The organism is Knoellia altitudinis (assembly GCF_042666355.1).
Lineage (GTDB): Bacteria > Actinomycetota > Actinomycetes > Actinomycetales > Dermatophilaceae > Knoellia > Knoellia altitudinis.
Genome location: NZ_JBHTDK010000001.1, coordinates 132,182 through 153,695 on the forward strand (window position 1 = coordinate 132,182; position 21,514 = coordinate 153,695).

Here is a 21,514-nt window from a genome sequence, read left to right on the forward strand (position 1 = left end):
GCAATGACTTCGCACCCGTTGGCCGAGCGCGCCCTGTCCTCCGTCACGACGGATGCCGACGAGCTGTATGCCGTGTTCTCGGACTGGGCGGTCGAGTCCGGGATCGCGCTCTATCCGCACCAGGACGAGGCCGTGATCGAGGTCGTGTCCGGGCGGCACGTCGTGCTGGCGACGCCGACCGGTTCCGGCAAGTCGCTCGTGGGCGTGGCCGCGCACTTCGCAGCCCTGTCGGGTGACCGCGTCAGTTTCTACACCGCGCCCATCAAGGCCCTGGTCAACGAGAAGTTCTTCGCGCTGTGCGACGTGTTCGGCGCTGAGAACGTCGGTCTGCTGACCGGTGACGCGGCGGTCAACGCGGACGCCCCCATCATCTGCTGCACGGCCGAGGTGCTCGCCAACATCGCTTTGCGAGAGGGCGGCTTGGCTGATGTCGGGCTCGTCGTCATGGACGAGTTCCACTACTACGCCGACGGACAGCGCGGCTGGGCCTGGCAGGTGCCGCTGCTCGAGCTGCCGCAGGCGCAGTTCCTCCTCATGTCGGCGACGCTCGGCGAGATGACGCAGATCCGCGAGGACCTGGTGCGGCGCACCGGCCGGGAGGTCGCGGTCGTGACGACAGCCGAGCGACCGGTGCCGCTGTCCTTCACCTGGTCGCTCACCCCCCTCCCCGAGATGGTCGAGGAGATCGTCACGACGCACCAGGCGCCGGTCTACGTGGTGCACCCGACACAGCAGCTGGCCGCCGAGCACGCAGCATCGTTGACCACGTTGAAGCTGCTCACCTCGGAGGAGAAGCTCGCGATCGCCGAGCGACTGGCGCCGGTGCGCTTCGCGGCAGGCTTCGGCAAGACGCTCTCGGCGTTGCTGCGCAAGGGGATCGGTGTGCACCATGCCGGACTCCTCCCCCGCTACCGGCGCATCGTCGAGCAGCTCGCGCAGGCCGGCCTGCTCAAGGTCATCGCCGGGACGGACACCCTGGGCGTCGGCATCAACGTGCCGATCAGGACGGTGCTCTTCACCGGGCTCGCCAAGTTCGACGGACAGCGCGACCGCGTCTTCCGCTCCCGCGAGTTCCACCAGATCGCCGGCCGGGCGGGACGCGCCGGCTACGACACGAGCGGCTCGGTCGTCGTCCAGGCACCACCCCACATCATCGAGAACGAGCGCAACATCGCCAAGGCCGGTGACGACCCCAAGAAGCTGCGCAAGGTCCAGCGCCGCAAGCCGCCCGAGGGCTCGATCGTGTGGACCGAGCAGACCTTCGACAAGCTGGTGTCGAGCGAGCCCGAGGCCCTCACCTCCAAGATGCGCATCGACAACTCGATGATCCTCGCGCTCATGGCTCGCCCCGGGGACCCGGTCGCGGCCCTGAGCCGGCTCGTGCGCGACAACCACGAGAGCCTCCCCGGTCAGGCGCGGCTGGCCCGCCGGGCCATCCGGCTGGGTCGCTCCCTGCTCGACTCCGGCGTCGTCGTACGACTGCCGGAGCCTGCAGCCGACGGCCGCACGGTCGAGCTCACCGTCGACCTGCCCGCCGACTTCGCCCTCAACCAGCCGTTGGCCCACTTCGCCCTTGCCGTGCTGGACCTCCTCGACGCCGAATCCCCCACCCACGCCCTCGACGTCGTGTCGGTCGTCGAGTCCGTGCTCGACTCACCGCGGCCCGTGCTGCGGGCCCAGCAGTGGAGCGCCCGCGGCGAACGCATCGCCGAGCTCAAGTCCGAGGGGGTCGACTACGACGAGCGGACCGCGATCGTCGAGGAGATCACCTGGCCGCGCCCGCTCCTGGAGCTGCTGGAGCCGGCCTACGAGACCTACCGACAGACGCACCCCTGGCTCCCGGACGAGGCGCTCGACCCCAAGAGCATCGTCCGTGAGATGTGGGAACAGGCCATGAGCTTCGGTGACCTCATCCGCCGCTACGGGCTGACCCGCTCCGAGGGAGTGGTGCTGCGCTACCTGTCCGACGCCTACCGGACGCTGCGCCAGACGGTCCCAGAGGCGCACCGCGGCGAGGAGCTCGACACCCTCATCGAGTGGCTCGGCGAGACCATCCGCCAGACCGACTCCTCGCTCATCGACGAATGGGCCGCGCTCACCGATCCCGAGTCCGTGCGCAACGCCGCTGCGACCCATGGCGAGGCCCCGCCGCCTCCGCGTCCGATCACCGCCAACGAGAGGGCCTTCCGAGCGATGGTTCGACAGGCCATGTGGCGCAGGGTCGAGCTGGCTGACCGCGACGACGTCAACGCGTTGGCCCTGCTGGAGTCGGCCGCCGCTGCCGTTCCGGAGGACGGCCGAAGTGCAGTGATGACGTATGCCGCCTGGGACCAGTCGCTCGCTGCCTACTGGGACGAGCACGGGTCGATCGGCCTGGACGGTGATGCGCGAAGCCCACAGCTCCTCCAGATCGAGCCGGACAAGGCCGAGGTCCCGGGGCTGGAGGACGACGAGGAGCACCGCATCTGGCGGGTCCGCCAGGTCCTCGCCGACCCCGCCGACGACCGGGAATGGGTCATCGAGGCCGTCGCCGACCTCGATGCCAGCGACGCGGCTGGCGAGCTCGTCATGACCGCCACGGCCCTTCGTCGCCTCTGAGACCCGGCCACGACCGAGCCCCATGCCCACCAGCACCTGACCACCGAGCCTGAGAGCCGCTTGGAGACGCAGATGCAGATCAGCCGATTCCGTCACGCAGGCATGACCGTCACCGACCACGAGGTCCGAGTGGCCCTGGCGCACGACGAGCCGGACGGCGCCACGATCTCCGTCTTCGCGCGCGAGGTCGTCGCAGCCGAGCGGACCGGTCTCGACCAGCCGTGGCTGCTGTTCCTGCAGGGAGGTCCGGGAGGCAAGGGTCCACGCCCGGCCAGCCCGGCGTCGTGGCTGACCCGCGCCCTGAAGGACCACCGGGTGCTCCTGCTGGACCAGCGCGGCACCGGTCGCTCGGCCCCGATCACGCGCCAGACCCTTCCCCGGGTCGGCTGGCCCGAGCTCCAGGCGGAGCACCTCGCCCACTTCCGGGCCGACTCGATCGTCGCGGACGCCGAGGTCCTGCGACGCGAGCTCGTAGGCGAGGAGTCGGCCTGGCACGTCCTCGGCCAGAGCTACGGCGGCTTCTGCGCCCTCACCTACCTGTCGCAGGCACCAGAGTTCCTTGCATCGGTCGCCATCACCGGTGGGCTCCCTCCCCTGACGGCGCCGGCTGAGGAGGTCTACCGCATCAGCTACGACCGGGTGGCCGAGAAGAACGCCAGGTTCTTCGACACCTTCCCGCAGGACCGCGACCGGGTCACGGCCGTGGTGCAGCACCTGCGCACCCATGACGTGCGCCTGCCGACCGGCGAGCAGCTCTCCCCCGAGCGCTTCCTCACCATCGGGGTCGAGCTCGGCGCGACGAGCGGCTTCGATCCCCTGCACTACCTCCTCGACGAGGCGTTCGTCCCGGGCAGCGACACCCCGGTCCTCTCCGAAACCTTCCTCGCCGGGGTCCATGCCGTCGTCTCCTACGCCACCCGCCCGCTGTTCCCCGTCATGCACGAGCCGAGCTACGGGCAGGGAGAGGCGACACGGTGGGCGGCAGACCGGGTCCGACGTGAACGCCCGGACTTCGACCCGCAGCTGGATGAGCCCCTGCTCACCGGGGAGATGACCTATCCCTTCCAGCTCCGCCAGGACCCGGCCCTCGCCGACCTCGCCGACGCCGCCGACCTCCTCGCCGAGCGCACCGACTGGCCGGCGCTCTATGACCTCGAGGCCCTCGCCGCCAACGACGTGCCCGTCGCCGCCGCGATCTATCACGACGACATGTACGTCGTGCGCGAGCACAGTCTCGAGACAGCGCGGCGCGTCCGCGGGCTGCGCACGTGGGTCACCAACGAGTTCGAGCACGACGGCCTCCGTCAGAGCGCGGACGTCCTCGACCGGCTCCTCGCCATGAACGCCGGCCGCCTCTGATCCCGGAGCGACCGCAGCAATGCCGATTCGCCGCTGGCCCCGCTCACGGACCACTGCCGATTCGCCGCAGTCCCATCCGCCCTCGGGCGCTGGGCGCCCTTCGGGCTCCCGCCAGGCCCAGCCAGCGGCGAATCGGCAGTGTTCCGTTCGCTCCCAGCCCTGTCCCCGCTCGTTAGTTGCGGGGGTCGGGGCGCAGCACGCGGTCGTCCAGACGGCGGGTCATGGTGATGTCGTCGCGCTCGTCGCCCGGGGCGACGCGGATGGCGCCCAGCACCCGGCCGCTCTCGTGGTAGCCGCAGGCTTCGTAGAAGCGCGATGTACCGGTGCCGCTGCGCACGCCGAGCGAGAGGATCTCGACACCGAGTTTGCGGGCCACGCGGTGGGTCCCGGCCATGAGGAGGCGGCCGAGGTTGCGACCACGGGCTGCGGGGTCGGTCATGACGGTGTAGACCCAACGGGTGTGCGAAAGAAGGGGATTCGGGCCCTCGGACAGGAACGCCAGACCCAGGACGCGCTCGTCGGCTGCTGAGCGTTGGACCACGGCGACCCTCATCCCGGACTCCATCTCGCTCTCGGCCGCGGACAGGCGGGCGTCGACGTCCGCGCGGGACGCTCCCGCTGTGAAGCCCACCGCTCCCCCGGCGTCGTTGGTGCGCACCCACAGGTCGAGGATCTGCTCGCGGGTGGCCTCGTCGAACGAACCCACGGCCTCGGCGCTCGGCGCCTCGAAGACGGTCGACGGCGGTTCGTCCGGCAGGTCGTCGTGGAGCACTCGCGTCCCCACCCGCTCGAGGCCCGCGCCGAGGGCGGTCCGCACCGACGGGGTGTTGACCTCCTTGACCAGGGCTCGCACGGACAACCGGGGCAGGAACTCGACCGCGTGGGCGGCGGAGGTGCGGGACATCTCCTTGCCGAGCCCGTGGCCCTGGTGCTCGAAGCCGAGCCGGTAGTAGAGGTTGAGGAAGTGCGCGTCTCGGTCGACCTCCCTGAGCCCACACACTCCGACGACGTCGCCGGACCCATGAGAGCTCGCCACCCAGACCCCGAACCCGCGGTCGTCCCAGTGCTGGCGGGTCGCCTCGAAGAACTCCTCGGCAGCCTCGTCGCTCTCCGCCATCGCGTGCGGGGCGTGCCAGTAGGTCCGCGGGTCCCGATGCAGCGCCACCCAGGCGTCGCGGTCACCTGCGACAGGGGGGCGCAGCGTCAGGCGAGCGGTCTCGACGACAGGAGCGGGCGGCATACGCACATCTTATTGCAAGGAGTTCGCAACAAGCACTCAGGCGCGGTATGCCGTGAGCTCTGCTGCGAGGTCGGCGTTCACCCGCGCGGTGACGTGCGTTCCCTCGCCCACGTGCTCGCTGGCGAGGACCTCGCCCTCCTCGTGAAGACGGCTGACGAGGTCGCCCCGGTCGTAGGGCACGAGGACGTCGACACTGATGTCGGGTTGCGGCAGCTCGTCGGCGATGAGCGCGCGCAGGGCGTCCATGCCCTCGCCGGTGCGCGCCGAGACGACGATGACGTGCTTCTCCTGGCGCAGCAGCCGGTCGATCACCTCGGTGTCGGCGATGTCGGCCTTGTTCACGACGATGACTTCCTTCACGTCGGTCGCGTCGACGTCGGCGAGCACCGCGCGTACCGCGGAGATCTGGCCCTCGGGGTCGGGGTGCGAGCCGTCGACGACGTGGAGCAGCAGGTCGGACTCGGCCACCTCCTCGAGCGTGGAGCGGAAGGCCTCGACCAGCTGGTGCGGCAGCTGCCGCACGAAGCCGACCGTGTCGGTGAACGTGAACTCGCGACCGTCGGGCGTCTCGCTGCGACGCACCGTCGGGTCGAGGGTGGCGAAGAGCTGGTTCTGCACGAGGACGCCGGCACCGGTGAGCCGGTTGAGGATCGAGGACTTGCCCGCGTTGGTGTAGCCGGCGATCGCGACGCTGGGGATGGCGTTGGCTCGGCGGCTTCCACGCTTGGTGTCGCGGTGGGTCTTCATCCCTGCGATGTCGCGCTTGAGCTTGGCGACGCGGGTGTTGATGCGTCGACGGTCGAGCTCGATCTTGGTCTCACCCGGTCCACGCGAGCCCATGCCCTGGCCGCCGGCGGCCTGTCCACCGGCCTGGCGGGACATGGACTCACCCCAACCACGCAGACGTGGCAGGAGGTACTGGAGCTGGGCGAGCTCGACCTGGGCCTTGCCCTCACGACTCTTGGCGTGCTGGGCGAAGATGTCGAGGATCAGGGCGGTGCGGTCGATGACCTTGACCTTGACGACGTCCTCGAGGGCGCGCCGCTGGCTGGGCGCGAGCTCGCTGTCGCAGATGACGGTGTCGGCACCCTCGGCGATGACGATCTCACGCAGCTCCTCGGCCTTGCCCTTGCCGAGGTAGGTCGCCGTGTCGGGCTTCTGGCGGCGTTGCATGACCCCCTCGAGCACCTCGGCCCCGGCGGTCTCGGCGAGCGCCGCGAGCTCGCGCATGGAGTTCTCGGCTTCGAGCAGGGTCCCCTCGGACCAGACGCTGGCGAGGACGACGCGCTCGAGCCGCAGCTGGCGGTACTCGACCTCGCTGATGTCCTCGAGCTCGGTGGAGAGGCCCGCGACGCGGCGCAGGGCCGCGCGCTCCTCGCGCTCGAGCTGGTCTCCGTCATAGAGGGCAGAGGGTGCGGCCTCGTCGCTGTCGCCCTCGACCAAGAACCCGTCTTCGTCGAAAGCATCGTCGGAGAGGGCGTCGGCCTGGCCCGTGAAGAGGTGATGTCTCGCAGTCATGTTGCGTCTAGGGTCTCATCTATGACCGACTCGGGGCCAACGGATTCGGGGGACCACTACTTCACCGCCTCCCCTGCGAGCCCGGACGAGCGCCGCCCGCTCACCGTCAGCCTCGCCGGCCGGACGCTCACCGTCGAGGTCGCGCCCGGCATCTTCAGCCCCGGTGGGCTCGACAAGGGCACGGCCGTCCTCCTCGACGAGGCGCCCGATCCCCCGCCCTCCGGTCGGTTCCTCGACCTTGGTTGCGGCTGGGGTCCGATCGCCCTCACCCTCGGGCTGCTCTCGGAGCACGCGGAGGTGCTCGGCGTCGACGTCAACGAGCGCAGCGTCGAGCTGACCAACCGCAACGCGGCCGCCCTGGGACTCGACCACGTCCGTGCGGCGACGCCGGACGAGGTCGGCAGCGACGCGGCATACGACCTCATCTGGTCCAACCCGCCGATCCGCATCGGCAAGGCAGCGCTGCATGACCTGCTTCGGCGGTGGCTGCCGAGCCTGGCACCCCGTGGGACGGCCTACCTCGTCGTGCAGCGGAACCTCGGCTCCGACAGCCTGCAGCGCTGGATCGAGTCGGACCTGCGTATGCCGTGTGCCCGCTTTGCGTCGAACAAGGGCTTCCGCGTCCTGCGCGTCGACCACGCCTGATGCCTCGTGTGTATGAAAGCACGCCAGAGCGTGTTCTCATACACACGAGGCGGCGGGTTCTCAGTTCTGCGGGTCGACCACCATGGCCGAGCCGCCACCGCGGCGCGTGGGCTCGGCAGCGGCCGTCCACAGCGACGGCGACAGGCTGCGGATGGCCGTGCCGTTGCCGATGACCGGACGGTCGCGCAGCACGTGACCCTTGGACCTCAGCTCGGCGCCGATCTCGGTGGCGAAGATGGCCCGCTCGGCCTCCTCCGCACCGTTGCGTGAGGAGAGGCGCGGGGCAGCGACGGCGTCACCCACACTGAGGCCACGGTCCACGACCCCGGCGATGATCTGCGCCACCGTGGTGATGATCGTTGCGCCACCGGGGCTGCCGGCGGTGAGGTAGGGCCGGCCGTCCTTGAGGACGATCGACGGGCTCATCGAGCTGCGGGGCCGCTTGCCCGCGCCCGGGAGGTTGGGGTCCGGGACGCCGGGCGTCGTCGGTGCGAAGTTGAAGTCGGTGAGCTCGTTGTTGAGCAGGAAGCCCCAGCCCGGGACGACGATGCCGGAGCCGCCGTACTGCTCGATGGTCAGCGTGTAGGTGACGACGTCGCCCCACTTGTCGGCGACGGTGAGCGAGGTCGTGGAACCACCGTCACCGGGCAGCAGCGACGTGCCGGAGCCTGCGCACTCCCCGGCGTAGCTGCCGTCGGGTGAGCCGAACGGCACGGGCCGCGCCTGCGCCTTCTCGGGGTCGAAGAGGCAGGAGCGCTCGTCGGCGAACTCCTGCGAGGTGAGCTCAGCGGTCGGGACGCCGGGGACGTCGCCGACGTAGCGGTTGCGGTCGGCGAACGCCATCGCCGAGGCCTCGCTGAACCAGTGGAGGTACTCCGCCTCGGACAGGTCCTTGACCTGCCTTCCCGTCCGCTCCTCGAACGACTCGAGCAGGTTGAGGATCTCGGAGACCGCGATGCCACCGCTGCTCGGGGTGTCCATGCCGTAGACGTCGAAACCCTTGTGCTCGGAGTGCGTCGGAGCCTTTGGCCTGACCTTGTATGCCGCGAGGTCGGCTGCCGTGAGCTGCCCCTTGGGGACCGTCACCCCCGGCGCCGTCGTCGGGTCCTGGACCTCCTCGACGATGGCCGCTCCCATGCGTCCGGTGTGGAGCGAGGCGATGCCGTGGGTGCGCAGCTCGCGGTAGGCCTTGGCGAGGTCGGGGTTGCGCTGCACGCCCCCGACCGGGACGGGCGCGCCTCCCGGCAGGTAGATCTGCGCCGTCGCCGGGAACATCGAGAACCGCTTGGCGTTGTCGAGCGTGTCCTGGTGGAAGGTCTGGTCGACGACGAACCCCTTGCGGGCGATCTCCTCGGCCGGCTTGAGGATCTGGTTGAGGGACATCGACCCGTACGTCTTGAGGGCCACGTCCCACGTGGCCGCCGTGCCTGGGGCACCCACGGAGAGGCCGGAGTTCACGACCGTGTTGAAGTCCATCGGCGTTCCGTCAGGGTTGAGGAAGACCTTCTCGTGGAACGTCGCCGGCGCCGTCTCCCGACCGTCCAGCGTGGTCACCTTCTTGCTCTGCCCGTCGTAGTGCACGAAGAACCCTCCACCACCGATGCCCGACGAGTAGGGCTCGACCGTCGCGATCGCCGCCGCCGTGGCCACCGCAGCATCCGCAGCAGTGCCGCCCTTCTCGAGGATGTCGATCCCGACCTGCGAGGCGATGGGGTCGACAGAGGCGACCGCTCCCCCACCGCCCGTCATCACCGGAACCTTGGGGATCTCATGCCCGACGGGTGGTGGCCCACCTCGGGTCGGGTTTGGCGCTGCAGTGGCCGGGCCGGCAAGTGCGGCCACCACACCACCTGCAGCAACGAGAGCGAGGACAGTCGTGGGAGTTTTCATGCGTCGACGCTACGACTGACTCGCGAGTACCGCACCCGGAGTCTCCACGACCACGCCATCGCCGACCCTGATCATGGCCGTGCGTGCGTTCGACCGCAGGGCCCCGCTCGCGCATACCTGCGTGCGCTCAGTCTCCCTTCGGGCTACGCGCGCCATATCCCCGGTGGGTGCGCCTCCGCTTGAGTGGCGCGCTACGCCCTGCGGTCGAACGCACACGCAGGCATGCGCTTCGCTAGGTCGCGGGTCAGAGGGCGGAGAGGTCCACGGTGCCGTCGGCGACCAGGGCTGCGGGGCCCGCGAGCTCGACCTCGTGGTCGGGCAGCCCTCGTACCCGGAGGCGGCCGCCCGGCACGTCGACCGTCCAGTCCTGGGTGGGCTCGGAGTGGCCGGACCAGAAGCTCGTGGCGAGGGCTGCCGCGCACACGCCGGTGCCGCAGGAGCGGGTCTCGCCGACGCCACGCTCGTGGACGCGCATGGCGATGTGCGCGGATCCGATGACGCGGACGAACTCGATGTTGGTGCCGTGGGTTGGGACCGGCCGCACCTCGGGAGCGTGGAACAGGTCGAGCGTGGCCAGGTCGACGGACTCGGGCAGGGCCACGACCGTGTGGGGGTTGCCCAGGTCGACGGAGAGAGCCGACCACGGGTCCTCAGCCAGCGGCCGGTCGCGCAGCAGCACCATGGAGTCGAACCCGTCGGCCTCAGCCTTGGTGGAGTCGAGGAAGCGCCAGGGCCCCATGTTGGTGGCGATCGTCGCGCTCTCGCCCCTGCCCTCGAAGCGGATGCCCTTGGTGCCGCCGCGGGTCGCGATCTCGAACTCGTCGGCCCTCACCAGACCCTCACGGCGCAGGTATGCCGCGAAGACCCGTGTGCCGTTGCCGCACATCTCCGCGACCGAGCCGTCCGCGTTGCGGTAGTCCATGAACCACGGGGCCCGGTCGGCCTGGGCCCGCACGGCCTTCTCGGTCGACGAGGCGGTCGGGACGACGCGGATGACACCGTCACCGCCGATGCCCGCCCGCCGGTCGGCCAGCCGACGCACCAGGTCGGCGTCGAGGTCAAGGCGCCCGTCGACGTCGGGCAGCAGCACGAAGTCGTTCTCGGTGCCATGCCCCTTGGTGAAACGCTGCGCGGTCATGTCAGCCATTGTCGGCGATGGCCCGCTCGACGTGCGCCACGGCATCATCGACGCCGGTCGTGGTGCTCGGGTCGAACCAGTCGATCCGCGGGTCGGGTCGGAACCACGACTCCTGGCGGCGCGCGTAGCGGCGAGTCAGCTGGGCGGTCTCGTCCCGGGCTGCAGTCTCGGTCATCGTGCCGTCGATCTCGGCCAACGCCTGCGCATACCCCAGAGCCCGAGAAGCCGTGCGACCTTCGCGAATCCCCTGTGGCACAAGGCCTTTGACCTCGTCGATGAGACCAGAGGCCCACATGTGTGCGACCCGCGCCACGATGCGCTCGTCGAGCAGCTCCCGTGGCGGGCGCAGGCCGACCATCACGGTCGGATGCAGGTGACGTCGATCGGGCATCGATGCGCTGAACGGTCGACCGGTGAGCTCGATGACCTCCAAGGCGCGGACGAGCCGCCGCACGTTGTGGCGACCGATCGACCGGGCCGCAGCAGGGTCGCGCTCGGACAACGCGGCATACGTCGCCGCGGTGCCCCGATCGTCAGCCTCTGCCTCGAGGCGGGCCCGCACGTCCGGGTCGGTGGGCGGGATCTCGAGGTGGTCGAGCGCCGCGCGGACATAGAGCCCGGATCCACCCGCGACGACGGGGTGCAGCCCGCGGCCGCGGATGTCGTCGATCGACTGCCGCGCCTCGCGCTGGTAGCGCGCGATGGTCGCATCGTCCATGACCTCGAGGACGTCGATCTGGTGGTGCGGCACTCCACGTCGCTCGCTGACGGGGAGCTTGGCCGTGCCGATGTCCATGCCGCGATAGAGCTGCATGGCATCGGCACTGACGACCTCACCACCCACGCTCTCGGCGATCCGCAGGGCGAGCTCCGACTTGCCGCTGGCCGTCGGGCCGACGACCGCGATGACGAGCGGGTCGTCAGCGGGCAACTTCGTCCTCGGACCGGGCGTGGTCCTCCGCGTGCCCACCGCCTTCGGCGTAGTTGTCGAACTCGGCTGTGTCCTCATCGTCCACGTCGTCGTGGCCGAAGGGGTCGCGGTCCCGGCCCGGCATCCAGGTCAGCCCCGGCGTCCCCCACTCGTTGGCCCGGACCGCCTTCTTGGCTTTGCGAGCCCACTTGCCCTGGAGCCGGTCGACATAGAGGAAGCCGTTGAGGTGGTCGTACTCGTGCTGGAACATGCGCGCGAACCAGCCCGTCGCGGCATACGAGACCTCGTTGCCGTCGAGGTCGAGACCGGTGAGCGTGGCCGTCTCGCCACGGCGCAGCGGGAACGACTCACCGGGCACGGAGAGGCAGCCCTCGGACTCGTCGCTCGGGCTGGGGTCGCCGGCCACCGGCTTGCTCGCCGTGACGAACGGGTTGATGACGACCCCTCGCGGCGGGACGCCGTCGTGGTTGTCCATCTGCCAGGTGAAGATCCGCAGACCCACCCCGACCTGCGGCGCGGCCAGGCCGACACCGCGCGCGGCGTCCATCGTCTCGAACATGTCGGCCACGAGCTCGCGGATGGCGTCGTCGATGACCTCGACGGGTTCGGCGCGCCGGTGGAGCACCGGCTCGCCCGTGATGGTGATGGCGCGGATCGTCATGCAGTCATTGTCGCAAACCGTGAGGTGGTGATCCGACCCACGGCCCGGCCTGCCAAACTCCCCCGGCTGGTCCGACCCCGGCTGCGGCCCTCTCCATCCGTGCGGGACATGCCCGGTATGCCGGTCAGGTGCCGCAGGCGGGCACGCTCGCCGGCGCGGTCGCCGGCTTCCCGATCGACGGCATCCCGAGGCTGACCCCCGGCTTGCCAGGGACGGGTGCGTCCTGCAGGGCCGCCCAGGCGTTGCCACCGGCGGTGCGGCGCACGGCATACGTCCCGCCGTGCAGGGCACCATCGGCGACGAGGTGGTGCGGCGCTCCGTAGGTGACGTCGACACTCACCACGTCGCCGGGACGCGGGACCTCGCCCCCGCTGGGGATCGAGAAGTGGACGAGCCGGTTGTCGCGGGCGCGCCCACTCATGCGTGCTGTCTGGCTGTCCTTGCGGCCCTCCGACGGCGCGACGAGGACCTCGACGGTGCGGCCCTCGACGGCTCGGTTCTCGGACCACGACATCTCGTCCTGCAGCCGGACGAGCCGCTCGAACCGTTCCTGCACCACGGCCTTGGGGACCTGGTCGTCCATCGTGGCGGCAGGCGTGCCAGCGCGGATGGAGTACTGGAAGGTGAAGGCGCTCGAGAACCTCGACTGCTCGACGACGCGGAGGGTCTCGGAGAAGTCAGCCTCCGTCTCACCAGGGAAGCCCACGATGATGTCGGTCGTGATCGCGGCGTCCGGGATCTGCTGCCGGACGCGGTCGATGATCCCGAGGAACTTCGCGCTGCGGTAGGAGCGCCGCATGTCCCTGAGGACCTTGTCGGAGCCGGACTGCAGCGGCATGTGCAGGCTCGGCATGACGTTGGGCGTCTCAGCCATGGCCGTGATGACGTCGTCGGTGAAGGCCGCCGGGTGGGGGCTGGTGAAGCGGACCCGCTCCAGGCCGTCGATCTCCCCGCACGCCCGCAGCAGCTTGCCGAACGCGAGCCGGTCGCCGAACTCGACGCCATAGGTGTTGACGTTCTGGCCGAGCAGCGTCACCTCGACGACGCCCTGGTCGACGAGGGCCTGAACCTCGGCGAGGATCTCGCCGGGTCGCCGGTCGGCCTCCTTGCCGCGCAGGCTCGGCACGATGCAGAACGTGCACGTGTTGTTGCACCCGACCGAGATCGAGACCCACGCGGCATACGCGGAGTCTCGTCGGGTCGGGAGCGTCGAGGGGAAGCGCTCGAGGGACTCGAGGATCTCGACCTCGGCGCGCTTGTTGTGGCGCGCCCGGTCCAGCAGGGCTGGGAGGCTGCCGATGTTGTGGGTCCCGAAGACGACGTCGACCCAGGGCGCCCGCTGGACGATGGTGGCCCGATCCTTCTGCGCCATGCAGCCACCGACGGCGATCTGCATGTCGGGGCTGAGCTTCTTGGCCTGACGCAGCTGGCCGAGGTTGCCGTACAGCTTGTTGTCCGCGTTCTCACGCACCGCGCACGTGTTGAAGACGACGACGTCGGCCGCTTCGGGCCGCTCGTCCAGCCCGACACTGGCGACGTCGACATAGCCCGCTGTCTCGAGGAGGCCCGCCAGGCGCTCCGAGTCGTGGACGTTCATCTGGCAGCCGTGCGTGCGCACGTCGTAGGTCTTCAGCTCACTCATCGCCCCCCAAGGGTACGTGCTCCCCCAGCCCGGAACACGTCACGCCTCGACGCCCCACAGGGCGGCCACGTGCCTGACGTCGGTGCCGCAACACCCCCCGACGATGTCGAGTCGGGGCAGGCGGGCAGCGAGCTGCGCGTGGTCCCGCACGAGTTCGGGTATGTCCCCCTCATCGAGCCCGGTCGCGTTGTCGAGCTCGGCGTGCGACTGACGTGAGGCGTTGACGCGCAGACCGGTGATGTGTGCGGTCCAGCTGTCGTCGACCGTCAGCGCCGCCGCGATGTGGCTCGGGTGGGCGCAGTTGAGGAGGAGTCCGTCCGGCGCGGCCTGCTGCCGCAAGGACTCGACGGCCTCTCCGAGGGGCGTCCCGTCAGGCAGTCTCCCGTCGGTCTCCACCGTGAACGAGACCGCGACCGCGACCCCCGCGGCCCGGGCCGCCAGCACCACGCCAACCGCCTCCGCGACCGTCGTCAGCGTGTAGGCCGTGACCCGCGCCGCGCCGCTCTCGGCGAACGCCGCGATCTGGGCGCTGTGGTAGTCACCGAACTCCTCGGCACTGGTGAGATCTCCCGGCACGTAGCCGTCGCCACGAGGCCCTAGCACCCCGCAGACCCGGACGTCCGGCCCGTGCCCGCTGCCGTCGTAGCCCTCGGCGCCACCCGGAGCGACCCCGTCGTCGACGAGGATCTCAGCGAGACCGGCCAGGAACAGCACGCTCTCGAGGTTGATCCGGCGGACATCACTGCGTGACCCGCCGAGCACACGCACCCAGTCGGGACTGGCCCGCCAGGTGGGCGTCTCGAGCAGGAGTCCGGCGCCCGCTCGGCTGGCCACCCGGGAGAAGCCGGTGTAGTAGCTCGCGAGCAGCGCGCGACCCTCGGCGTTGTCGAGCAGCGGGTAGGCGGCGAAGCCCGGCAGATCCACCCCGTGGTGGAAGATGAGGTCGGTCTCGAGACCACCGTCGGTCACCCATCGAGGTCGGGTGGTCAGCCGATCAGCGGGGGCTACCCTGCGTGCCACGTCGGACATCACCGCACCGCCCTTCCCGCGCACCGGACCTCCACCGTTGCCCATGTGCGGAGCGGGCGCCAGAGCCCGACTGGGTCAGTCGCGCTGGTGCTCAGGTGTGACGGCGGTGGCGTCTCGGATCACTCGCATGGACACGTCGGACGGGTACCCCTTGCGCGCGAGCATGCCGGCCAGCCTGCGTTGCTGCACCACCGCATCGAGGCCGTGGAGTCGTCGCAACCGCTTCTCGACGAGCTCGCGGGCCCGCTCCTCCTCGGCTGCGGGGTCGACCTCGTCCAGGACGGACTCGGCCACGTCGTCGGCGACGCCCTTCTGTCGCAGCGTCTGGGCCAGGGCCCGCCGCGCGAGCCCCCGACCGGCCTGCTGGGATCTGACGAGCATGCCGGCATAGGCCTCGTCGTCGACGAGGCCGACCCCTTCCAGGCGATCGAGCACGGCCGCCGCCACCGCCGGGTCGCAGTCCCGCTTGGCCAAGGCCTGCTCGAGCTGGGCGCGGGACTTCGGGGCATTGGTCAGCTGTCGCAGCACGATCTGGCGCGCCACGTCATGGGCATCCGGCTCGACGCCCTCGACAGCAACGTCAGGCGGCGGTGGAGCAGTGATCTTCCCCCGTTTCGCGGCGGCGGCCGACCTCGCCGTGAGCTGGGCCTCCAGCGCGCGAGCCACCTCGCGCACGGGAGACGGGTCTCCCGTGGGTGCAGGGCCGGGCGCGGGAGGACGCACCTCCACCCACGGGGGCGGAGGTGCGTCCGAGTCAGCGAATCCCACGGTGACAGAACCGGTTCGAGGCGATCAGGTGCGCGCGGCGACTCAGAAGTCGACCGGCACCTCGGGGACCACTTCGAGCGGCGTGTCGACCTGTGGGCCGATGCCGAGCTTCTGCTTGATCTTCTTCTCGAGCTCGTCGGAGAGGTCCGGGTTGTCCTTGAGGAAGGTGCGCGCGTTCTCCTTGCCCTGGCCGAGCTGGTCGCCCTCGTAGGTGTACCAGGCGCCGGCCTTGCGGACGAAGCCGTGCTCGACCCCCATGTCGATGAGGCCACCCTCGCGGGAGATGCCCTGCCCGTAGAGGATGTCGAACTCGGCCTGCTTGAAGGGCGGGGCGACCTTGTTCTTGACGACCTTGATGCGGGTGCGGTTGCCGACCGGGTCGGTGCCGTCCTTGAGGGTCTCGATGCGGCGCACGTCGAGGCGGACCGAGGCGTAGAACTTGAGCGCCTTGCCACCGGTCGTCGTCTCGGGCGAACCGAACATGACGCCGATCTTCTCGCGGAGCTGGTTGATGAAGATCGCCGTCGTCCCGGTGTTGCTGAGCGCACCGGTGATCTTGCGCAGTGCCTGGCTCATGAGGCGGGCCTGGAGACCGACGTGGCTGTCACCCATCTCACCCTCGATCTCGGCTCGCGGCACGAGAGCCGCGACGGAGTCGATGACGATGATGTCGAGCGCACCGGACCGGATGAGCATGTCGGCGATCTCGAGCGCCTGCTCCCCCGTGTCGGGCTGCGACACAAGCAGGTTGTCGGTGTCGACACCGAGCTTCGCGGCGTACTCGGGGTCGAGGGCGTGCTCGGCATCGATGAACGCCGCGATGCCACCCGCGCGCTGGGCGCTGGCCACCGCGTGGAGGGCGACCGTGGTCTTGCCCGAGCTCTCGGGGCCGTAGATCTCGACGACACGGCCGCGTGGGAGCCCGCCGATGCCGAGGGCCACGTCGAGCGCGATCGACCCGGTGGGGATGACCTCGATCGGGGCCCGCACGTCGTCGCCCAGACGCATGATCGCGCCCTTGCCGTGCTGCTTCTCGATCTGGCCGAGGACCATGCCGAGGGACTTGTCGCGGTCATTCGCGTTCCTGACGGCTGCTGCTGCCATGTCGCACCTGCTCTTCCTGTGTCGTTCGATGTGCGCGTCCGCCGGCGACCCGTCTCGCGGTCGGTCTCGTCGCGATCTCGGGTCAGACGCTAGGTCGTCGCACCGACAACCGTCTGCAGCTGCCGTGAAGCTGTGGACAGATGCTGCCGGTCCGGCGACCTGTGGACAAACAGTAGACGAACACGTGTTCGACGTGGGGAGGCGCGTCCACGACACGCCGCGAGGTCAGCTGCTTCCCGCCTCGCGACGCATCGGCACGTGCGGGATGCCGTCCTCGTCCGCGTACTCGGCGCCGGTCACGACGAAGCCGAACGCGGCATACCAGTCCCTCAGCTGCGTCTGCGCGTCCAGGACGATCGTGCGGTCCGACGCCGTCGCGACCACCTCTCGCATCATCGCGGCCGCCAGACCGCGGCCCCGAGCCGACCGAGCGGTCGCCACCCGACCGACGCGCCACCCACCATCGTCGTCGAGCACCCTCAGGGTGGCGACCGGCATACCGGCGTCGTCGGCGCACCAGAGGTGCCACGTCCCTGACTCCGTGTCACCGCCGTCGAGGTCGAGATAGGCCGCACCCTGCTCGACGACGAACACCTCGGAGCGCAGCGCCCAGAGCCGGTAGGCCACGACCGGGTCGAGGTCGGCGAAACGCTGGCGGCGGATCTGCACGGGGAACTGGTCCACGCCGCCAGCCTAGGCAACTGGCAGACTCCTGCGCCGTGACGATCATCGCGGCAGCAGACGGCTCGGCCCTCGGCAATCCGGGACCCGCGGGGTGGGGCTGGTTCGTCGACGAGGACCACTGGGCCTGTGGCGGTTGGCCGCACGGCACCAACAACCAGGGTGAGCTGACGGCCGTCCTCGACCTGCTCGAGCAGACCGCCGGCGTGGACGACGAGCTCGTCATCTACTGCGACAGCACCTATGTCATCAAGTCGATCACCCAGTGGATGCCCGGCTGGAAGCGCAAGGGCTGGAAGAAGGGCGACGGCAAGCCCGTCATGAACGTCGAGATCATGCAGGCGCTCGATCGCGCGATGGCCGGTCGCGACGTGCGCTTCGAGTGGATCAAGGGCCACTCCGGCCATGCGCTCAACGAGGAGGCGGACCGCCTCGCGAACGGTGCCGCGACGGCATACCAGAAGGGCAGGGTTCCCGACCCCGGCCCCGGGTGGTCCGGACGGGGCACCGCCGCGCCCGAGCGCTCCGACCCGGCAGCCGCTCCCTCGGCGGCGCCTCGGGCACCCGAGCCGGACCTCTTCTCGGAGCTGGCCGACGCCCCGGTGCTCTCGGATGCCGAGCACGTCATCGCCCTCGAACGCCAGCTCCTCGAGGACGACACCCGCTCCGACAGCGCCGCCGTCGCCGCACTCCTCCACCCGCAGTGGTCCGAGATCGGCCGCTCGGGCCGCCTCTGGACACGCGACGAGATCCTCGACGAGATCGCTCCCCTCGCGGAGCCGGTCACTTTGGACGTCATCGCCTGTATGCCGGTCGGTCCCGACACGCTGCTCCTCACCTGGCGGGCGGTGCGCGACACGGAGACGACCCTGCGGTCCTCCCTCTGGGTCCGGACCAGCGGCCACTGGCAGCAGCTGTTCCACCAGGGCACGCCCGAGGGCTGAACCGGGCCTTCCGAAGTGCGCCGCAGCTCAACCCGACTTTGTGCCGCCTGACCCGAGGTGCCACCTCGGGTCGAGCTGGCCATTATCGGGTGACCCGATGATGCGGCGGGGGGCGGGGTTGAGGGACGAGGCTCAGACGCGTGACTGCAGGTGCGCGACGATCTCGCTCGCCGGGCCCTGCCGCGCGCTGCGGTGCCCGGTCCCGGCCCACAGGTGCACGAGGTCGGGCTGGCCGGTCGCCTTGCCGTGTGCGCGTAGGGGCGCCGTGAGGTGGTGGACCTGGGGGTAGGCCGCGGGTGCGACCTCGGTGAAGACCTCGGTCCACGAGGTGACCAGGGCCCTGGCGCTGCGCCCCGTGAAGGCCCGCGTGACGACCGTGTCAGCACGCCGGGTCAGCTCGTGACGGTGCACCTCGACCGTGCCTGCCTCGTCGGCACGGAGGAAGGCCGTCCCGCAGGCGACGGCGTGGGCGCCCGCAGCGAGGAGCCCGGCGAGGTGTGCCGGGTCGGCGACACCCCCGGACGCGATGACCGGCAGGGAGGTCAGTGACCGGATGCTCTGCAGGAGCATGCGGGTGGGGGCCTGGTGGTGGCCGCTGTCGACCGGGCCGCCACGGTGCCCACCGGCCTCCCAGCCCTGCGCCACGATGCCGTCGACGCCGAGCTCGTCGGCCCAGGCCGTCTCGCTCGCGTCGTTGACGGTGACCCACACCTCGATCCCCGCCCCTCGCAGGCGGTCGACGACGTGAGCGGGTGGCCAGGCGAAGGCGAACGACACCACGGCCGGCCCCTCGGCGAGGAGCACCTCGATCTTGGCGTCGAAGGAGTCGTCGTCGTGGATCGCGTCGCCGAGGCCGATGCCGGCCTTGTCGGCGAGTGGCTGGAGCCGGTTCGCGTACTCGAGCACCCGGGCGGCGCTCCCCGGCTCGTAGGGGCTGGGGGCAAAGAGGTTGACCCCGAACGCCGCACCACCGACGGCCGCGCGCAGCAGGACGATGTCGTCGCGCAGCCGGTCAGGTGCGAGGTAGGCGCCGGCGAGGAAGGCGAACCCTCCCGCCGAGGTGACCGCCGCGGCGAGGTCGACGCTGCTCGGCCCTCCCGCCATCGGCGCGAGCACCAACCGTCGATCGAGGAGGGTCACCGGTCAGCCGCGCCGCGGTGCGTCGACCCGACCCAGTCGACGCTCCGGCGGCACGTCCATGTCGTCACACAGCGCCAGCCAGACGAGTCGAGGGTGCATGCCCTCCTCGAGGGCCTGGGTGACGCTGCGACCGCCGAGGACTCCGAGGACGTGGTCGCGCGCCAGCGTGGGCGCGTAGGTCTCGCCGAACTCGTCGTTCATCAGCGTCCAGAACTGGCTGATTCGCATGTCCGCGAGTCTGTCACACGGCATGCTGGCGACCGGGCCCGTGCGACCCGGACGCACGGGCCCCGTGCTCATCCAGCGATCACAGAGATTCCTTTGTAAGGTCAACGCCATGCCAGTTCCTCTCGAGCCCGACCCCCGTCGGGACGTCGTCCTCGATGCGACGACGCTCAAGGCGCTGACGCACCCGCTCCGACCACGCATCCTCAGCGCCCTCCGCCTCCACGGACCGGCCACCGCCTCCCGCCTGGCCGCCCATCTCGGCGTGAACACGGGAGCCACGAGCTACCACGTGCGACAGCTCGCCGAGGCCGGCTTCGTCGTCGAGGCCAGCGAGCTCGGCAACGCCCGGGACCGGTGGTGGCGGGCTGCCCACGCCCGCACGTACTTCGACACGCACGACGCCGACAAGGTGACGTCTGCGGCATACCTGTCCGCGGTGGCCGCCGGCTATGCCGAGAACGCCCAGCGGGCCATCGCCGAGATCGCCACCCTGCCCACGGAGTGGGAGGACGCCGGGACCTTCAGCAACTACACCCTGCGGCTCACGCCGGAGGAGACGGACTCGCTGATGCGCGACGTGATCAGCGTGATCCGTGGCTACCGACCGCACCAGGGGACGGTGGACGCACCCGAGACGGCACGCCCGGTGTCGGTCAACCTGGAGGTCTTCCTGGCTCCCGGGATGTCACCGGAGTGAGCCTGCACGGGCGCCCTAGCCGGCGCAGTCTCTACGGCATGTTCGCGGCTTCGAGCGTGTCGATCGCGGGCACCCGCGTCGCGACGATCGCTCTGCCGTGGCTCGTCCTCACCGAGACCAACTCCCCCGCTCTCGCCGGACTCGTGCTCACGGCGGAGATGGCGCCCTACGTCATCGCCAAGGCGCTGGGTGGACCCCTCATCGACCGCTACGGCCCACGGGTCGTCAGTGTCCTGGGCGACGTCGTCAGTGGCGTGTTCCTCGGCCTCATCCCGATCCTGTATGCCGTCGGGCACCTGTCGCTGCCCGATCGCATACCGCTTTTGCTGGGTATCGTCGCCCTGGCCGGGGCGTTCCGTGGCCCCGGCGACGGGGCGCGCAACGCGATGATCCCCGCCGTCGCGGACGCCTCGGGCGTCCCCCTCGAACGCCTCACCGGCCTCGACAGCACGATCGACCGCGCGAGCGGGCTGCTCGGCGCGGGACTCGGTGGACTCCTCGTCATGGCGTTCGGTGCCGCCCAGACCGTCGCCGTGACGGCAGGGGCGGCCCTGTTCAGCGCCCTGGTCGTCGCCCTGTTCATCCCCCGGGTCACGCTCGGCGACTCGCGCGAGGGCGGGTCCTACCTCTCCCGCCTGAGGGCCGGAGCCTCGTTCCTGCGCCAGGACCGGCTGCTGCGGTCCATCCTGGCGATGATCACCGTGACCAACCTGCTCGAAGCCGCCTATCTCGGGGTCATGCTTCCCACCTGGGCTCTGACCAACGGCTACGACGCCGGACTCGTCGGGCTGGTCGGGGTGCTCTACGGCGGAGCGGCCGTTGCCGCCAGCCTCGTCGCGACGACGATGGCCGGTCGGTTCAGCCGGCGCACGGCCTACCTCGTCGGCTTCACCCTCTCGGGAGCTCCGCGCTACCTCGTGCTGGCCCTTGATGCCCCCCTGTGGCTCATCATCGTCTCCAACGTCGTCGCCGGTCTCGGTGCCGGCTTCGTCAACCCGACGATCAGCGCGCTCTTCTTCGAGCGCGTGCCGCGCCACATCGTCGGTCGTGTGGGTTCGCTCGCCGACGCCCTGGCCTGGGCCGGTCTCCCGGTGGGTGGTGTCGTCGGCGGTGTGGCGGTCGCGGCCATGGGCGTCGCCCCGGCACTGGGAGTCGCCGGCGCTGTGTACTTCGTGTCCACCACGGTCTCCGGCCTGCAACCCGAGTGGCGCGCCATGGACCAGGCCCGCCCCATCCGTGGTGCGGGACAGAACGTCGACACCTGACGAGCGCTTCACCCGGCTCCACCTGCCAAGGCGCCC

The 21,514-nt window shown here is 70.4% G+C and carries 18 protein-coding genes and 1 pseudogene; 6 read left to right on the forward strand and 13 right to left on the reverse strand.

Going from position 1 to position 21,514, the window contains the following annotated elements:
* The first annotated feature begins 3 nt into the window (after window positions 1–3).
* Entirely contained in the window at window positions 4–2,598 is a 2,595-nt protein-coding gene (locus ACFQW8_RS00660) for a DEAD/DEAH box helicase (RefSeq protein WP_380085045.1), read from the forward strand.
* 72 nt (window positions 2,599–2,670) lie between these two features.
* The gene (locus tag ACFQW8_RS00665) at window positions 2,671–3,957 is read left to right on the forward strand and encodes an alpha/beta fold hydrolase (RefSeq protein ID WP_380085046.1); all 1,287 of its coding nucleotides are present in this window, start codon (window positions 2,671–2,673) and stop codon (window positions 3,955–3,957) included.
* A 172-nt stretch (window positions 3,958–4,129) separates the two neighbouring features.
* Here the strand turns inward: ACFQW8_RS00665 and ACFQW8_RS00670 are convergent, their stop codons facing one another.
* Both ACFQW8_RS00670 and hflX read right to left on the reverse strand, forming a co-directional pair.
* Window positions 4,130–5,197, reverse strand: coding sequence for a GNAT family N-acetyltransferase (locus tag ACFQW8_RS00670; RefSeq protein WP_380085047.1), 1,068 nt, complete (start codon window positions 5,195–5,197; stop codon window positions 4,130–4,132).
* 36 nt (window positions 5,198–5,233) lie between these two features.
* The gene (gene hflX, locus ACFQW8_RS00675) at window positions 5,234–6,715 is read right to left on the reverse strand and encodes a GTPase HflX (protein ID WP_380085048.1); all 1,482 of its coding nucleotides are present in this window, start codon (window positions 6,713–6,715) and stop codon (window positions 5,234–5,236) included.
* A 21-nt stretch (window positions 6,716–6,736) separates the two neighbouring features.
* Between hflX and ACFQW8_RS00680 the strand changes: the two genes are divergently transcribed.
* Entirely contained in the window at window positions 6,737–7,360 is a 624-nt protein-coding gene (locus tag ACFQW8_RS00680; protein ID WP_380085049.1) for a class I SAM-dependent methyltransferase, read from the forward strand.
* Window positions 7,361–7,420: 60 nt separating this feature from the next.
* Here ACFQW8_RS00680 and ggt read toward each other — a convergent pair whose 3' ends face one another.
* The 9 genes and pseudogenes from ggt to ACFQW8_RS00725 all read right to left on the reverse strand — a co-directional run bounded on the left by ggt (window position 7,421) and on the right by ACFQW8_RS00725 (window position 17,207).
* On the reverse strand, window positions 7,421–9,250 hold the full coding sequence (gene ggt / locus ACFQW8_RS00685) for a gamma-glutamyltransferase (protein ID WP_380085050.1): 1,830 nt from the start codon (window positions 9,248–9,250) through the stop codon (window positions 7,421–7,423).
* 244 nt (window positions 9,251–9,494) lie between these two features.
* Complete coding sequence (gene dapF / locus ACFQW8_RS00690; protein ID WP_380085051.1) at window positions 9,495–10,397, reverse strand: diaminopimelate epimerase; 903 nt, start codon at window positions 10,395–10,397, stop codon at window positions 9,495–9,497.
* Window positions 10,390–11,319, reverse strand: a complete 930-nt coding sequence (miaA, locus tag ACFQW8_RS00695; RefSeq protein WP_380085052.1) for a tRNA (adenosine(37)-N6)-dimethylallyltransferase MiaA — start codon at window positions 11,317–11,319, stop codon at window positions 10,390–10,392. The genes dapF and miaA overlap by 8 nt, the downstream gene beginning before the upstream one ends.
* Complete coding sequence (gene def / locus ACFQW8_RS00700) at window positions 11,309–11,980, reverse strand: peptide deformylase (protein ID WP_380085053.1); 672 nt, start codon at window positions 11,978–11,980, stop codon at window positions 11,309–11,311. Before def ends, miaA begins: the two co-directional genes overlap by 11 nt.
* A 124-nt stretch (window positions 11,981–12,104) precedes the next feature.
* Entirely contained in the window at window positions 12,105–13,622 is a 1,518-nt protein-coding gene (gene miaB, locus ACFQW8_RS00705) for a tRNA (N6-isopentenyl adenosine(37)-C2)-methylthiotransferase MiaB (protein WP_380085054.1), read from the reverse strand.
* Between the two features lie 39 nt (window positions 13,623–13,661).
* Entirely contained in the window at window positions 13,662–14,591 is a 930-nt protein-coding gene (locus ACFQW8_RS00710) for a homocysteine S-methyltransferase family protein (protein ID WP_380085055.1), read from the reverse strand.
* 135 nt (window positions 14,592–14,726) lie between these two features.
* Window positions 14,727–15,317, reverse strand: a complete 591-nt coding sequence (locus tag ACFQW8_RS00715; protein WP_380085056.1) for a regulatory protein RecX — start codon at window positions 15,315–15,317, stop codon at window positions 14,727–14,729.
* A 201-nt stretch (window positions 15,318–15,518) separates the two neighbouring features.
* Window positions 15,519–16,523: pseudogene (gene recA, locus ACFQW8_RS00720) on the reverse strand (recombinase RecA); the annotation flags it as partial.
* Window positions 16,524–16,748: 225 nt separating this feature from the next.
* On the reverse strand, window positions 16,749–17,207 hold the full coding sequence (locus ACFQW8_RS00725; RefSeq protein WP_380085057.1) for a GNAT family N-acetyltransferase: 459 nt from the start codon (window positions 17,205–17,207) through the stop codon (window positions 16,749–16,751).
* Between the two features lie 35 nt (window positions 17,208–17,242).
* On the opposite strand from ACFQW8_RS00725, the gene ACFQW8_RS00730 reads away from it, so the two are divergent.
* Window positions 17,243–18,148: an RNase H family protein gene (locus ACFQW8_RS00730; protein ID WP_380085058.1), complete on the forward strand. Its 906-nt coding sequence runs from the start codon at window positions 17,243–17,245 to the stop codon at window positions 18,146–18,148.
* Window positions 18,149–18,280: 132 nt separating this feature from the next.
* Here the strand turns inward: ACFQW8_RS00730 and ACFQW8_RS00735 are convergent, their stop codons facing one another.
* Together ACFQW8_RS00735 and ACFQW8_RS00740 are read right to left on the reverse strand one after the other, a co-directional pair.
* Entirely contained in the window at window positions 18,281–19,288 is a 1,008-nt protein-coding gene (locus ACFQW8_RS00735; RefSeq protein WP_380085059.1) for a nitronate monooxygenase, read from the reverse strand.
* A 3-nt stretch (window positions 19,289–19,291) separates the two neighbouring features.
* Window positions 19,292–19,516, reverse strand: coding sequence for a DUF3046 domain-containing protein (locus ACFQW8_RS00740; RefSeq protein WP_380085060.1), 225 nt, complete (start codon window positions 19,514–19,516; stop codon window positions 19,292–19,294).
* A gap of 109 nt (window positions 19,517–19,625) precedes the next feature.
* On the opposite strand from ACFQW8_RS00740, the gene ACFQW8_RS00745 reads away from it, so the two are divergent.
* Entirely contained in the window at window positions 19,626–20,213 is a 588-nt protein-coding gene (locus tag ACFQW8_RS00745) for a helix-turn-helix domain-containing protein (RefSeq protein ID WP_380085061.1), read from the forward strand.
* 38 nt (window positions 20,214–20,251) lie between these two features.
* Window positions 20,252–21,478: an MFS transporter gene (locus tag ACFQW8_RS00750; protein WP_380085062.1), complete on the forward strand. Its 1,227-nt coding sequence runs from the start codon at window positions 20,252–20,254 to the stop codon at window positions 21,476–21,478.
* Window positions 21,479–21,514: the final 36 nt, after the last annotated feature.

Bases quoted from the DNA above. Each gene is read 5' to 3' on its own strand.
- ACFQW8_RS00660 (WP_380085045.1), top strand. From the start codon at position 4: ATGACTTCGCACCCGTTGGCCGAGCGCGCCCTGTCCTCCGTCACGACG.
- ACFQW8_RS00665 (WP_380085046.1), top strand. From the start codon at position 2,671: ATGCAGATCAGCCGATTCCGTCACGCAGGCATGACCGTCACCGACCAC.
- ACFQW8_RS00670 (WP_380085047.1), bottom strand. From the start codon at position 5,197: ATGCCGCCCGCTCCTGTCGTCGAGACCGCTCGCCTGACGCTGCGCCCC.
- hflX (WP_380085048.1), bottom strand. From the start codon at position 6,715: ATGACTGCGAGACATCACCTCTTCACGGGCCAGGCCGACGCCCTCTCC.
- ACFQW8_RS00680 (WP_380085049.1), top strand. From the start codon at position 6,737: ATGACCGACTCGGGGCCAACGGATTCGGGGGACCACTACTTCACCGCC.
- ggt (WP_380085050.1), bottom strand. From the start codon at position 9,250: ATGAAAACTCCCACGACTGTCCTCGCTCTCGTTGCTGCAGGTGGTGTG.
- dapF (WP_380085051.1), bottom strand. From the start codon at position 10,397: ATGGCTGACATGACCGCGCAGCGTTTCACCAAGGGGCATGGCACCGAG.
- def (WP_380085053.1), bottom strand. From the start codon at position 11,980: ATGACGATCCGCGCCATCACCATCACGGGCGAGCCGGTGCTCCACCGG.
- miaB (WP_380085054.1), bottom strand. From the start codon at position 13,622: ATGAGTGAGCTGAAGACCTACGACGTGCGCACGCACGGCTGCCAGATG.
- ACFQW8_RS00740 (WP_380085060.1), bottom strand. From the start codon at position 19,516: ATGCGAATCAGCCAGTTCTGGACGCTGATGAACGACGAGTTCGGCGAG.
- ACFQW8_RS00745 (WP_380085061.1), top strand. From the start codon at position 19,626: ATGCCAGTTCCTCTCGAGCCCGACCCCCGTCGGGACGTCGTCCTCGAT.
- ACFQW8_RS00750 (WP_380085062.1), top strand. From the start codon at position 20,252: ATGTTCGCGGCTTCGAGCGTGTCGATCGCGGGCACCCGCGTCGCGACG.